The organism is Bradyrhizobium sp. RD5-C2, assembly GCF_019972155.1.
Taxonomy (GTDB): Bacteria; Pseudomonadota; Alphaproteobacteria; order Rhizobiales; family Xanthobacteraceae; genus Bradyrhizobium.
In genome coordinates this window covers 22,282-35,440 of sequence record NZ_BOVL01000014.1, presented here as the reverse complement: position 1 = coordinate 35,440, position 13,159 = coordinate 22,282, and the positions used below count along the sequence as shown (strand labels likewise).

The window sequence follows — 13,159 nt, the reverse complement described above, 5'->3', positions numbered from 1 at the left end:
TATGGGTCATCGCGTACGGTGCGTTTGCCCGTCACCCGTCGCTGTTCGTGACCGGGTCCCACTGAAATTGTCCCTGCCGGGAGGATGAATGCTTCGGCTGCTGACCACGCTTGGGCGTGGCTTCAAGGAAAAGATCGGCTGGAAACGGCTCGGGATCGCTGCGAGCGTGCTCATCATCGTGTTCGCGGTCACGACGCTGGTCCACACCCTGAAGGGCGTCGACACCGGTATCATCCTCACCGCGCTGACTGACATCGCGCCGCACCGGATCGCGCTCGCGGCGCTCTGCGTGGTCGGCGCGTTCTGCACCCTGACCTTCTATGACTTCTTCGCGCTGCGCACGATCGGCAAGACCCACGTCCCTTACCGCATCGCAGCGCTGTCGAGCTTCACCAGCTACACGATCGGCCACAATATCGGCGCCACCGTCTTTACCGGCGGCGCGATCCGATTCCGGATTTATTCCGATTACGGCCTCTCCGCGATCGACGTCGCCAAGATCTGCTTTCTCTCGGGCCTGACGTTCTGGCTCGGCAATCTGTTCGTGCTCGGCTTCGGCATGGCCTGGCACCCCGCGGCGGCATCGGCGATGGACCTGCTGCCGCCGGCGATGAACCGGCTGATCGCGCTCGGCTGCCTTGCCGGCATCGGCGCCTATTTCGTCTGGCTCCTGACCGGCGAGAAGCGCCGCGAGCTCGGCCAGAACGGCTGGAAGGTGGTGCTGCCTTCGGCCAAGCTGACGCTGCTGCAGATCATCATCGGCGTGGTCGATCTCGGCTTCTGCGCGCTTGCGATGTATCTTCTGATGCCGACTGAGCCGCATATCGACTTCGTCTCGCTGGCGGTGGTGTTCATCCTGGCGACGCTGCTCGGCTTTGCGAGCCACGCCCCCGGCTCGATCGGCGTGTTCGACGCTGCGATGCTGGTGGCGCTGCCGGAGTTCAGCAAGGAGCAATTGCTGGCGACGCTGGTCGTGTTCCGTATCCTCTATTTCCTGATCCCGTTCGGGATCTCGATCTCGATCATGGGCATGCGCGAGCTGTGGCTCAACGTGGTGCGGCCGTGGCAAGAACGAAAAAGACTCAGCCAAGCCTGCACGGCTTCGGCGACCGTGCGGCAACCGATCGAAAGCCGGCAGCAGCAGATCAGGCGGCTGAGACGGTAACAGCGAACGTTATCGGTCCCTCGCCCCGGTGTCTCGGTCCCGGATTTTGGTCTCTGCAGCCGCTTCTCTTATTTTCGCCGTACCACTCGCGTCAAACCGCGCCATGATTGGCTCTTTGGTTCGATTTTCGTTTCGTGCAACGGTCTGCAGCGTGCTGCTCGGCAGCGCGCTCGCGGCGGTATTGGCTTCAGCCGCGGACGCGCAGGATAGCCAGCTCTCGATCTCATGGGAGGTCCGCAACCGCTTCCGGCTGTTCCGCGAGGAACGCGACTTCCGCTTGCATGTCGAAAGCGGGCTCGGCCGCAGCGTGCTGGCCTCGGAACAGGCGCTGGAGCTGCAGAGCGACGGCCGCGGCTGGGCGCGCAACACGGTCAACCGGCTCTGCATCGACCTGCAGGGCCGCGTCAGCGAGCTCTGCACCCGCGACAACGTCAAGGAAAGCTATCTGACGCCGATCGACCACCCGATCGTGGTGCGGCTCACGGGCCCGGTTCCGGTCGGCGCGACCTGCGCCTGGTCGTTCGACGACGGCGACGGGCCGCAATCCTCGATATTCGATTGCGCCGAGCCGGTCAATCTGCGGGTCCGCTACGGCCGTACCACGGTCGCGACCGTCGACGTCGCCAGCGGCTCGGATGCCAACCAGCGCGTGACGACCCAGATCGCGGTGCGCGATTTGCTGATCGCCGGCCTCGGCGACAGCATCGCATCCGGCGAAGGCAATCCCGATCGCGCCATCGCCCTCTCCGACGAGGGGTTCTGCTTCCGCTCCTATCTCGGCGGCGCGCAATATTACCGGCCGAGCCGCGCCGGCTTCAAAGGCGGCCGCGCCTGCGAAGCGCCGGACACCCTGACCAACTGGCAGCGCCAGAGCGCGCTGTGGCTCAACTCGGCCTGTCACCGTTCGCTGTACAGCTACCAGACCCGCACCGCGCTTGCGCTCGCCGTGCAATATCCGCACATCGCGGTGACCTATCTGCCGCTGGCCTGCACTGGCGCCACCATCGCCGACGGCCTGCTCGGCTCGCAGCAGGCGCGGGAATGTCTGCCGACGAAAACCGCCAACACCTGCTCGGGCACCGTCAACGGCCAGATCGCGGAGCTGCGCACGGCGCTCGCAGCCGCCAAGCGCCGGCAGCCCGACCGCACGCTCGATCTCGTGCTGCTGTCGGTCGGCGCCAACGACATCTACTTCTCCGGCCTCGTCGCCAACGTGATCGTCGACACACCGACCGAACGCGCACTGTTCAGCCAGGGCGGCTCGATGGCCAGCGTCGACGATGCCCGCTCAGCCTTGGCGCGCGACCTGCCGGCCGATTTCGCCAAGCTGCGCGATGCGCTGAAGCCGTTGGTCGGCGGCGACCTCTCGCACGTGGTCTACACGGCCTACGCCAATCCGGCGCTGGCCAATGGCGGCGCGCCCTGCCCCGGCGGCCGCGCCGGCTTCGAGATCCATCCCTCGTTCAACGCCGATCCCAAGCGGCTCGCCGCGGTCTCGGGCTTCGTGCAAAACGAGTTCCTGCCGCAGCTCAAGGCGATCGCGCAGTGCCAGTCCGGCATCATCTGCCGCAATCCGCAGGCCGACCGCATGACCTTCGTCGATGCGCATCAGGATGCGTTTGCAAGCCACGGCTTCTGCGCACGCGCGTCGACCGATCCGGAGTTCGACCGCGACTGCTTCGCCGCCAACGGCGACAGCTTCGTCTCGGACATCGTCGCCGCAGCCAGCCAGCCGCTCAAATGCGGCCGCAGCGCCGGCGAATACCGCGCCTACCTGCCGCGTGCGCGCTGGATCCGCGACGCCAATGACAGCTATTTCGCGGCGATGACCTACCCGCAGGGGCTGCCGTCCTCGATGCAGCCAACCGACATCCACGATGCGACATGGGGCATCCTGTCGGCGGTGTATGGCGGCGCGGTGCATCCAAGCGCCGAAGGTCATGCGGCGATGGCCGATGCCGCGGTCCCCGCAGCCGCCACCGTGCTGCGCTTGAACACCACGGTGCCTGAGGTGATCTCCGAACCGGTCGCGCCGTTGCCGACCGCACCGGAGCAACGCTGAACGCTGCACGCTCGCGAGACCGCGCGCGTGCGGCCGCGAACGAACCTGATCCCAATGAGGGTCCTAGTGCCGCTTCGTCGCGGGCAGAGGCGCCGGCGGCGGCGGCGGCTTCATTGCCGCGGCTTGCGCCGGCAGATATTTGGCGACGATTGTAGGATCGAGCTGCGCCATCGCCGTGTCCGGCAGCCGGGTCCAGACCTCGTCCTTGCCGAACAGCGAGATGCCGAGATAGCCGCGCATGGTCAGCGTCTGTCCATCGGCGCTCAGTGTCATCTTGGCCTTGTAGATCTTGCCGTTGCGCGGATCGAGCACGTTGCCGCCTTCATAGGCGAGCCCGTTGCGCTTCATGTCGCGGATCAGGGGAATGCCAAGCCACGGCATGTCCTTGCGATCGTCGGTGCATTTCGAGCAGACCGGGTTGGGCGGATCGCCGGGCGCCGAGAACATCTTTGCGATCATGCCCTCGAACAGGCCGTTGCGCTCGATCACCAGGAACCAGCCCTCGGGCTTGCCGTCTTCGATCTTCTGCCAGAGTCCGGCCGCCGATAGCTCGGCCGCGGAAGCTGCAAGCGGAGCAGCTAGCGCAAAGGCCGAGGCGATCGCCAGGATCAGCCGAAGTCTGGATAGCGTGTTCCGCATCATCATCACCTGATCAATCGACAAACCCGACTACGAGCAGACTACGGCCATTTCGCGGAGTGTTCCAGTACCCGCGCCGCACGGGCAATGGCCCATGCCCCTGGCATTGGTCGCTGCTGAAGTGGAATCAGTTCACTCCAAGCTTCTTCTGCAAACTTGATGACGAGGTTGTGTACTGGAACACCAGGCGCTTGTCCGGATACACGTAGCGATGCGCCTTCTGCGCCATCAGCGCGCCCTCATGGAAGCCGGAGAGAATGAGCTTCAGCTTGCCCGGATAGGTGTTGATGTCGCCGATCGCGAAGATGCCTGAAACGTTGGTCTCGAACGCTGCGGTGTCGACCGGCACCAGATTGTTCTCCAGCGCCACGCCCCAGTTCGCGACCGGACCGAGCTTCATGGTGAGCCCGAAGAACGGCAGCATGGTATCGCAGGCGATCGTCGACATCGCATTGTCGTTGGCTTTCAGCGCGGCGCCCGAGAGTTGACCGTTGGCGCCTTCGAGCCCGGTGACCTGGCCGATCTTCAGATCCATCTTGCCGTCGGCAACCAGCGAGCGCATCTGCTCGACGCTGTGCGGCGCTGCGCGGAAATCGTCGCGCCGATGCAGCAGCGTGATGCGCTTGGCGATCGGATGCAGATTGAGCGTCCAGTCGAGCGCAGAGTCGCCGCCGCCGACGATCAGGATGTTCTTGTCGCGGAATTGCTCCATCTTGCGCACGGCATAGAACACCGACGTGCCTTCATAGGCCTCGATGCCCGGCACCGGCGGACGCTTCGGCTGGAACGAACCGCCGCCCGCGGAGATCACGACGACCTTGACCTCGAACTCCTTGCCGGCATCGGTCTTCACGCGGAACAGCGGATCGCCGATCTTCTCGATGCTCTCCACCATCTCGTTGAGATGGAAGGTCGGGCCGAACGGCTTGATCTGCTCCAGCAGCTGCTCGGTCAGGCCCTGGCCGGTGACAAAGGGAATGCCGGGAATGTCGTAGATCGGCTTCTCGGGATAGAGCTCGGCGCACTGCCCGCCGATCTTGTCGAGGATGTCGACCAGATGCACCTTCATGTCGAGCAGGCCCAGTTCGAACACGGCAAACAGACCGCAGGGGCCCGCGCCAATAATCAGCACATCGGTCTTGATCGCTTCGCTCATGTCCGCTTCTTTTCAGTTGAGATCGACTGGACGGCTCTCGCCTGCCCAGCCAAATGGGCCGGATCGGGACATGCATAATAGGGACAGTGGCTGGCGCGGCAACCCCTTGCCGAGCCTGCGTAACTCGGCTGTATGGGCGGGAAACCGATGGAGATCCCCCTCGTGAATGCCCCTGTCCGCGCCGACGAGGCGCTGCGCCTGGAAGACTTTCCCTATCGCCTGTCCGACAATGTGCGCTTTGCCGATCTCGACCCGAACGGGCACGTCAACAATGCCGTCTATGCGAGCTATTTTGAAACCGGCCGTGTCACGCTGGTGAAGGACCTCAGCATGGGGCTGATGCCGGCCGGGCTTGGCTGGATCATGGTACGGCTCGACATCCATTTCCGCGCCGAGCTGCACTGGCCGGGCCAGATCGAGCTCGGGCTCGGTCTCGTCAAGTTCGGACGGACGTCGACCACTTTCGATCAGGTGGTATTTTCGGAAGGGAGATGCGTGGCGTCGGCGAAGGCGGTAACCGTGATGATCGATGAGACCACGCGCAGACCGACGCCGCTGCCGGCGGAGGTCAAGGAGAACTTCCGCCGCTGGGTCCGTCGCGGTGTGAACCCGGACGGCGAATAGAGACGACAGAGCGTTTTCGAGCGAAGTGGATACCGGTTCGCGTGAAGAAAACGCGTCAAAACAAGATCTAGAGCCTCGTTCCGATTCAATCGGAACGAAAGGCTCTAGGCTTGGCGCTCGGGCGTCGACACGACCAGTCCGTCGAGATCGTCGGTCACCTTGATCTGGCAGGACAGCCGGGAATTCGGACGCACGTCGAAGCCGAAATCGAGCATGTCTTCTTCCATCGGCGACGGCGCGCCGACCTTCTCGCGCCACGCGTCATCGACATAGACATGGCAGGTCGCACAGGCGCAGGCGCCACCGCATTCGGCTTCAATGCCGGGAATGGCGTTGCGGATCGCGCCTTCCATCACCGTCGCGCCGTTCTCGATATCAATGGAGCGTTTCTCTCCGGAATGGTCGATAAAGTGGATTTTGGCCATGATTGCTCGTGCTGCCGGAATGCGCCGGACGATGGTTGGAAAGGTCCCGGGCAGTCGTATAACGGGTCGATCTTCACAGCGCTAGCGCGGAGACCGAAAACCTGCCGGCCGGCCGGGACGGCGCCCAGACCATTGCCGCAGGCCGTGGAGTTGCTGGAAAGCCTAGGAGCGGCCCAGAATCAGCTCGATCGCCGTACGCGCCTCGGCGATCGCGGCCCCGAGCGCGGCGAGCGGCTGGGCCGGGTCGGAACCGGCGGTCAGCGCGGTTTCCAGGTTGGCGGCAGCCTCGGCGACACCGAAGGCGCCAATCGCCCGCGCCGATCCCTTCAGGGTGTGGGCGTGGGTCGGAGCCTCGGGCGGCAAGGCAGCCAGCTCGCCAAGGATCCGGGCCGACTGGGTCGAGAACATCGCCAGCACTTCCCGCTCCAGGCCCGGGTCGCCCAGCGTCATCCGTCGAAGGTGATCGACGTCGATCGGCCCGTCGCCCGGCGCGAGCGGCGGCGATTGCGTCCATTCAACCCGTTCGAGATGAAGCGGCATGGCCTGTCCCTGTCGTCTCTGCCGGGCTTCACCGGCGGACCGTTCGCCAAGCCAATCACGAAACTGGTTAACGAATTGTTGTCGGGATGATCGGCAAAACCGCCCGATTCTGGACAATTTCCGGACACAATCGGCCCTCTCCAGCGGGAATTTCGAGCACCCATAAGGCCTTATGGCGCAAAGCTGTTAACGATGATTAAGAAAGTATTAATCGCAAGCATTTCATTCGCATCGCTCTCCCAATAGGATGTTTGCGGATGTAGCGGACAAGCCGCCGAGGGGGCGCTTGCGCTCCGCTTGTGGGCACCGGCTTCGAGCTTGCGCGGGGACGTTTCGCAGGCTCGCCGACGCGTAAAATAGTGAGAGGGCTCAGACTGAACATGGCGAACACTCCCAAGAAGGTCAAAGATCCCACCGAGGTCGCGCTTTCTGCCATCCAGGAAGCCCTCAACATCGGCGAGCAAGGCGCTGAGAGCCGCAGCCCCCTCAACGACGGCGCCGCGCCGCCGAACCTGCCGCCGTCAGCTCCGGATTTTTCAGCCGCATCGTTCGAGTCCCGCTCGAATAGCGATCGTTCGGTGTTCGAGCCGAGCGAGGAACCGCGCGCGCCGCGCCGCGCCGCCAATGATGATCGCGAGACCATCGGCCAGATGCTGCAGACGCTGCAGGGAGGCCGCGCCCGCAACGCCTTCACGCTGTTCTTCGTCTGCTCCGGCGCCTGGCTGCTCGGCGGCGTCATCCTCACCATCGCGTTCTGGCCGGCCCTGCAGGCTTCGATGGCCCAGGGCACCGGCGTGCTGGTGCTCGCCGGCCTCGCCGCGCTGTTCGCCGTTCCGGTGCTGCTGTTCTATTACCTCGCCAGCCTCGCCTCGCACGGCCAGCGCATGCAGATGATCGCGCAATCGATGGCGCAGGTCGCGATGCGATTCTCCGAGCCGGAAAACGCCGCCGCCGATTCCATGGTGACGGTCGGCCAGGCGATCCGCCGCGAGGTCGCGGCGATGGGCGACGGCGTCGAGCGCGCGATCGCGCGCGCCGGCGAACTCGAGACTTTGGTTGCCAACGAGGTGGCGGCGCTGGAGCGCGCCTATTCCGACAATGAAGTGCGCATCCGCGCGCTGCTGCAGGACATCGCCCACCAGCGCGACAATCTGGTCGGCCAGGCCGAGCAGGTGCGCAGCGCGATCTCCGGCGTGCAGATCGACCTGCGCCACGACATCGCGCTGATCTCGGACGCGATTGCCTCGCGCGTCGACGAGGTCGCCAAGAGCATCACCGGCGCACTGGAAGAGCGCGGTCAGCACATCACGACCGCGCTGAGCCATGCCGGCGACAACATGATCCTCGCGCTCGGTGAACGCGGCGGCGACCTGCTGGACCGCCTCGAGGAAGCCAGCGCCGAGACCACGCGCGCGGTGATGGACGCCTCCGAGCGGCTCACCACCAGCCTCAACTTCAAGACCGGTCACGTCCATGACGAGTTCGTCGATCTGGCCGATCGCGTCCACGAGATGCTGAACGAGCGCATCGACCGCATCACCGGCGAGTTCGAGCAGCGTTCGTCCGCGATCGTCGACGGCATCTCCGACCGCACCGAAGAGGTCCACGACTCCCTGAAGAACTCCGCGGACTCGCTGCTGCTCGAGCTCGAGCTGCGCAGCAACGACCTCGTCAGCAAGATCGACGACGCCGGCAACCGCCTCGCCGGCCAGATCATGACCTCTGGCGACAGGGCGAGCGAAGCGCTCGACGTCACCGTCAACTCGCTGGTCGCCAAGGTGGTGGGCCAGACCGAGACCGCGCACGACTCGCTGTCGCTGCAGATGAGCGCGTTCGACGACCTGGTGAAGAACCACGGCAGCGAGCTCGCCGAGAAATTCGCCCGCGACTCCGGCACGCTCGGCGCGCTGATCACCCGCCACATCTCGGAATTCGACCGCACCGTGAAAACATTCGGCGGCGACATCGTCGAGCGCATGGGCCAGCGGACCCAGGACATCGCCGACAGCCTGAAGACCTATGTCGACACCTTCGACAATCGCGTCACCTCGAATAGCGGTGAGATCACCGCTTCGCTCGACCAGCGCCTGCTGCAGTTCGAGACCACGCTCGGCAGCCGCGTCACCAATCTCGACGCCTCGCTGACCGACAAGCTGTCGTCGTTCGATTCATCGCTCGCCACCAAGATCGGCTCGTTCGACGGCCGCCTGCAGTCGCTGGATGACGCGATCGACGGTCGCATGAGGTCGCTCGAAGTCACCTTCGAGAGCCGCGCCAAGTCGGTCACCGACACCATCGACGGCCATCTCGGCACGCTCGCGACCCAGCTGACCGAAGGCGCCACCCAGGCGATCCACTCGATCGACTCGCGCCTCGGCCTGCTGACCACGACCCTGACCGAGGGCACCGTGCAGGCGATCGCCGCGGTCGACCATCGCATCAACGGCGTCACCGAGACCATCGACGGCCACAGCAACCGCCTGGTCGACACCATCAACGGCCACAGCACGCGCCTCGCCGAGACCATCGACGGTCACAGCACCCGCCTCGCCGATACCATCAACGGTCACAACACCCGCCTCGTCGAGACCATCAGTGGCCATAGCTCGAACGTGACCGACACCATCTCGGCGCGCTTCGCCGACATCCAGCAGGGCATCGAGAGCCGCGTCGGCGCCATCGCCGGCGACATCGACACCCGCGTCGCGCAGTTCGAGGACCTGCTGGGCTCGCGCGTCGAGGCCGTCGCCGGCCGCATCGAGAGCAGCGGCCGCCAGGCGAGCGAGGACATGATGTCCCGCGCCGAGCTGCTGTCGTCGAGCATCAAGTCCCATGTTGAGGACGCCGAGCGCTCGCTGACCAACCTCGTGGTCAACACCAGCGAAACCATCCAGACCGGCGCGCGCACCGCGCAGCAGGCGCTGCTCACCGTGTCCGCGGATGTCGGCAACCAGCTCAAGCTGAGCTCGGCCGAGGTCGAGGGCGTGCTGACCGCCGTCGGCACCAGCGCCGCCAACTCGATCCTCACCAGTGCCCGCGACGCCCAGGTGTCGCTGGTCTCCGCATCCGGCGACGTCGCCTCGCAGATCAAGGCGCTGTCGGAGGACGTCGAGCGCACGCTGCAGGCGGCCGGTAGCGCCACCGCGGCCTCCGTGCTGTCCGGCGCCCGCGACGCGCAGACCACGCTGGTCTCGGCCTCGATCGAAGCCGCAAGCCAGGTCAAGTTGCTTGCCGCCGACGTCGAGCAATCGCTGTCGATGTCCGGCTCTGCCGCTGCCGAAGCGATCATGACCGGTGCCCGCGAGGCCCAGACCACGCTGATCGCGACGTCGAACGACGTCACCGGCCAGGTCAAGTCGCTCGCCAGCGACGTCGAGCGCTCGCTGTCGATGGCCGGGTCCGCTACCGCGGAAGCCGTCGTCGCCTCCGCTCGCGAAGCTCAGAGCACGCTGGCCGGCGCGTCGACCGAAGCCACCAACCTCGCCCGCACGCTCGCGGCCGACATCCAGCACTCGCTCTCGACCGCCGGCACCGCGACCGCGGAAGCAGTCGTCGCCTCCGCCCGCGAGGCCCAGAACACGCTGGCCGGTGCGTCCACCGACGCCACCAATCTGGTCCGCACCCTGTCGGCCGATATCGAGCGCTCGCTGTCGATGGCGGGCTCCGCCACCGCGGAAGCCATCGTCGCCTCGGCGCGCGAGGCCCAGAGCACGCTGGCGAGCACATCCACCGAGGCCACCGATCTGGTCCGCACCCTGGCCGCCGACATGGAGCGTTCGCTGTCGATGGCCGGCTCCGCCACCGCGGAATCGATCACATCAGGCGCGCGTGAAGCCCAGAGCATGCTGGTCAACGCATCGACCGAGTCTGCGACAAAGGTGTCGGCGCTTGCCGCCGATATCCAGCGCGCGCTGTCGATGGCCGGTTCCGGCACCATCGAGGCGCTGACGGCCGGCGCTCGCGAGGCGCAGAACACCCTCGTCACCGCGTCGACCGAAGCAGCCAACCACGTCAAGTCGCTGGCAGCCGATGTCGAGCGCACCCTGACGTCGGTCGGCACCAACACCGCCCAGACGATCGTCGGCAGTGCCCGCGATGCCCAGAACTCGTTCGTGGCAACATCGAGCGAGGCCGCAAGCCAGATGCGCGCGATCTCGGTCGAGATCGAGCGCTCGCTGACCGCGGCCAGCGCCGAGACCGCACAGACCATCCTGGGCAGCGCCCGCGAGGCCCAGAGCTCGTTTGCGGCGACCTCCGCCGATGCCGCCGCCCAGATCCGCACGCTCTCGACCGATATCGAGCGCGCGCTGGGTTCGGTCACGGCCAAGACCACCGACAACATCCAGACCTCTGCGCAGAACGCACAGGCCGCGCTGATCACGATGTCCAACGAGGTCTCGACCAAGGTCAAGACGACCTCCGCCGACATCGAACGTTCGGTGCTGTCGGCCTCCAGCGCATTCGGCTCGGCGATGACCGGCAAGACCGACGAGATCGTCACCTATGTGCAGCAGCAGACCGAGCGGCTGTCGCAGATGGTCGACGGCCGCCGCGGCTCGCTGGTCGAGGCGCTGACCGCCAAGACCACGCAGCTGTCGAACGACATGGATCGCGCCACCGCGGACGCGCTGAAGGCGATCGAAACCCGCGGCCTCGCCTTCTCGCAGTCGATGGCGGCGCACGGCGGCGATGTCGCGCGCAACATCACCTCGGCCGGCGATCAGGCGACCGGTGCGGTGGCGAAGTCGCTCAAGGAGCTCGAGCATGCCTCGCGCGCGGCAATCGACCAGTCGCGCCAGGTCTCGATCTCCGCCGTCACGGAGATGCAGGAGACCAGCAAGATCCTGCGCACCGACACGGTGGCGCTATTCGAGCGGCTGCGCGAGGGCAACATCCTGCTGCAGGAAGTGTTGACCGGCGCCCACGACAACCTCAACTCGCTGGAGCGCGCGCTGGTGACCCGCGTGGCCGACTTCGTGTCCGCCATGAACGACGTCACCTCGCGCAACGGCGTGGCGACCCAGACGCTGGAAGACCAGCTCACGGTGTTCAACAGCAAGACCGGCAAGGCGCTGGAAGATCTCGGTGCGCTGTCGAGCCAGTTCGAGACCCATGGCAAGGCGCTGATCGATGCGGCTGCCGTGGTCGAGCAGGCCAACCGTTCGACGACGACCTCCGTCAGCGAGCGCAAGTCGGCGCTGGAATCGCTGGTCACGACCATCGACCTGCGCACCACCGATCTCGACCAGCGGCTGTCGCGCTTCACCGGACTGCTCGATGAATCACTCGGCGCGGCCGAGGAACGCGCTCGCGACATCGCGCGCGTGGTGGCGGAGACCGCAGGCGCAGGTTCGGCTGCGATCAGCAAGCAGTTCGAGGCGGTGCGCATGGCCGCCGAGAACGAGCGTCAGCAGACCGTCGACGCCATGAACGACCTCTACCAGCAGAGCAATGCCGAGACCGATGCGATGTTCAGGGAATCGACGGAGAAGTTCTCCGCGATGGTCACGGCGATGAAGCAGATGGCGAGCGAGATGCACAACGAGCTCGAGGCCACCCGCAACGAGCTGCGCCGCGGCGTGCTGGAAATGCCGCAGGAGGCCGCCGAAAACACTGCGCAGATGCGCAAGGTGATCGTCGACCAGATCGAGGCCCTGGCCGAATTGAACCGCATCGTCGCCCATCACGGCCGCGGCCTCGACGTGGTCTCGACCAACCGCGCCAGCGTCCGCCACGAGGAGCCGGCGGTGATGGCTGCCGCCGGCGGCCGCGCCGACGTGCGCATGCGGGACAGCGTGCGCGACAATGGCAACAGCGCCTCGACGCTGCCGCCGCCTGATCTCGGCATGGCGACCTCGCGCCGCACCGAGGCCCCGTCGGTGAGCCCGGCCGGTCCCAACAACAACGGCGACGGCTGGCTGTCCGACCTGCTCAACCGCAGCGACGCGCCGCCGCCTGCCCCGCAGGGCCGCGACGCCCAGCAGCGCCCGCGTCCGCCGCAGCCGCAGCCGGCCGCCAATCCGCTGGAATCGCTGTCGCTCGACATCGGCCGGCTGATGGACCGCACGCTCGCCGCCGAGATGTGGGATCGCTACCAGCGCGGCGAGAACAAGGCGTTCTCCAAGCGCCTCTACACGCCGGCCGGCCAGAAGGCCTTCGATGAAGTGGCCCGCAAGTACCGCGCCGACCGCGGCTTCAAGCAGACGGTCGACCGCTACATCGCGGAGTTCGAGCGCCTGCTCGACGAAGTCGCCCGCGAAGGTCGCGGCCAGCAGGAGCTGAGCAGCCACCTGACCTCGGAGACCGGGCTGGTCTACACCCTGCTCGCCCACGCGGCAGGACGGCTGGGGTAAGCTGCGAATAGCGACTAGCGAATGGAAAACGGAGACCTAAAGGTCTCCGTTTTTGTTTTGGCTAAGGCGTGCGGCTCGCGGAGACGCGATGGAGAACAACCGTCATTGCGAGCGGAGCGAAGCAATCCACCTCTCAACTCGGCGCACGATGGATTGCTTCGTCGCTTCGCTCCTCGCAATGACGGGCCTGGCAGC

General features: G+C 66.0%; 8 protein-coding genes. 4 read left to right on the top strand and 4 right to left on the bottom strand.

The window, feature by feature from the left end; genetic code table 11:
• Nucleotides 1-88 precede the first annotated feature (88 nt).
• Both BraRD5C2_RS18190 and BraRD5C2_RS18185 read left to right on the top strand, forming a co-directional pair.
• Nucleotides 89-1,165 (top strand): lysylphosphatidylglycerol synthase transmembrane domain-containing protein, encoded by a 1,077-nt coding sequence (locus BraRD5C2_RS18190; RefSeq protein WP_092115450.1) that lies wholly within the window; start codon nt 89-91, stop codon nt 1,163-1,165.
• A 115-nt stretch (nt 1,166-1,280) separates the two neighbouring features.
• Nucleotides 1,281-3,227, top strand: a complete 1,947-nt coding sequence (locus BraRD5C2_RS18185) for an SGNH/GDSL hydrolase family protein (protein ID WP_374708019.1) — start codon at nt 1,281-1,283, stop codon at nt 3,225-3,227.
• A 63-nt stretch (nt 3,228-3,290) separates the two neighbouring features.
• Here the strand turns inward: BraRD5C2_RS18185 and BraRD5C2_RS18180 are convergent, their stop codons facing one another.
• Both BraRD5C2_RS18180 and BraRD5C2_RS18175 read right to left on the bottom strand, forming a co-directional pair.
• Nucleotides 3,291-3,866 carry a DUF2147 domain-containing protein gene (locus BraRD5C2_RS18180; protein WP_223970155.1) on the bottom strand — a complete coding sequence of 192 codons (576 nt, stop codon included), beginning with the start codon at nt 3,864-3,866 and terminating at the stop codon, nt 3,291-3,293.
• Between the two features lie 127 nt (nt 3,867-3,993).
• Complete coding sequence (locus BraRD5C2_RS18175; protein ID WP_223970154.1) at nt 3,994-5,022, bottom strand: NAD(P)/FAD-dependent oxidoreductase; 1,029 nt, start codon at nt 5,020-5,022, stop codon at nt 3,994-3,996.
• A gap of 162 nt (nt 5,023-5,184) precedes the next feature.
• Between BraRD5C2_RS18175 and BraRD5C2_RS18170 the strand changes: the two genes are divergently transcribed.
• Complete coding sequence (locus tag BraRD5C2_RS18170; protein WP_223970153.1) at nt 5,185-5,646, top strand: acyl-CoA thioesterase; 462 nt, start codon at nt 5,185-5,187, stop codon at nt 5,644-5,646.
• Nucleotides 5,647-5,750: 104 nt separating this feature from the next.
• Here the strand turns inward: BraRD5C2_RS18170 and BraRD5C2_RS18165 are convergent, their stop codons facing one another.
• On the bottom strand, nt 5,751-6,071 hold the full coding sequence (locus BraRD5C2_RS18165) for a 2Fe-2S iron-sulfur cluster-binding protein (RefSeq protein ID WP_092115454.1): 321 nt from the start codon (nt 6,069-6,071) through the stop codon (nt 5,751-5,753).
• A 162-nt stretch (nt 6,072-6,233) separates the two neighbouring features.
• Nucleotides 6,234-6,611: an Hpt domain-containing protein gene (locus BraRD5C2_RS18160; protein ID WP_092115455.1), complete on the bottom strand. Its 378-nt coding sequence runs from the start codon at nt 6,609-6,611 to the stop codon at nt 6,234-6,236.
• A 380-nt stretch (nt 6,612-6,991) separates the two neighbouring features.
• Between BraRD5C2_RS18160 and BraRD5C2_RS18155 the strand changes: the two genes are divergently transcribed.
• Entirely contained in the window at nt 6,992-12,964 is a 5,973-nt protein-coding gene (locus BraRD5C2_RS18155; protein WP_223970152.1) for an apolipoprotein A-IV repeat region-like domain-containing protein, read from the top strand.
• The last annotated feature ends 195 nt before the right edge of the window (nt 12,965-13,159 follow it).

Coding starts and splice junctions, on each gene's coding strand:
- BraRD5C2_RS18190 (WP_092115450.1), top strand. CDS start 89: ATGCTTCGGCTGCTGACCACGCTTGGGCGTGGCTTCAAGGAAAAGATC.
- BraRD5C2_RS18180 (WP_223970155.1), bottom strand. CDS start 3,866: ATGCGGAACACGCTATCCAGACTTCGGCTGATCCTGGCGATCGCCTCG.
- BraRD5C2_RS18175 (WP_223970154.1), bottom strand. CDS start 5,022: ATGAGCGAAGCGATCAAGACCGATGTGCTGATTATTGGCGCGGGCCCC.
- BraRD5C2_RS18165 (WP_092115454.1), bottom strand. CDS start 6,071: ATGGCCAAAATCCACTTTATCGACCATTCCGGAGAGAAACGCTCCATT.
- BraRD5C2_RS18160 (WP_092115455.1), bottom strand. CDS start 6,611: ATGCCGCTTCATCTCGAACGGGTTGAATGGACGCAATCGCCGCCGCTC.
- BraRD5C2_RS18155 (WP_223970152.1), top strand. CDS start 6,992: ATGGCGAACACTCCCAAGAAGGTCAAAGATCCCACCGAGGTCGCGCTT.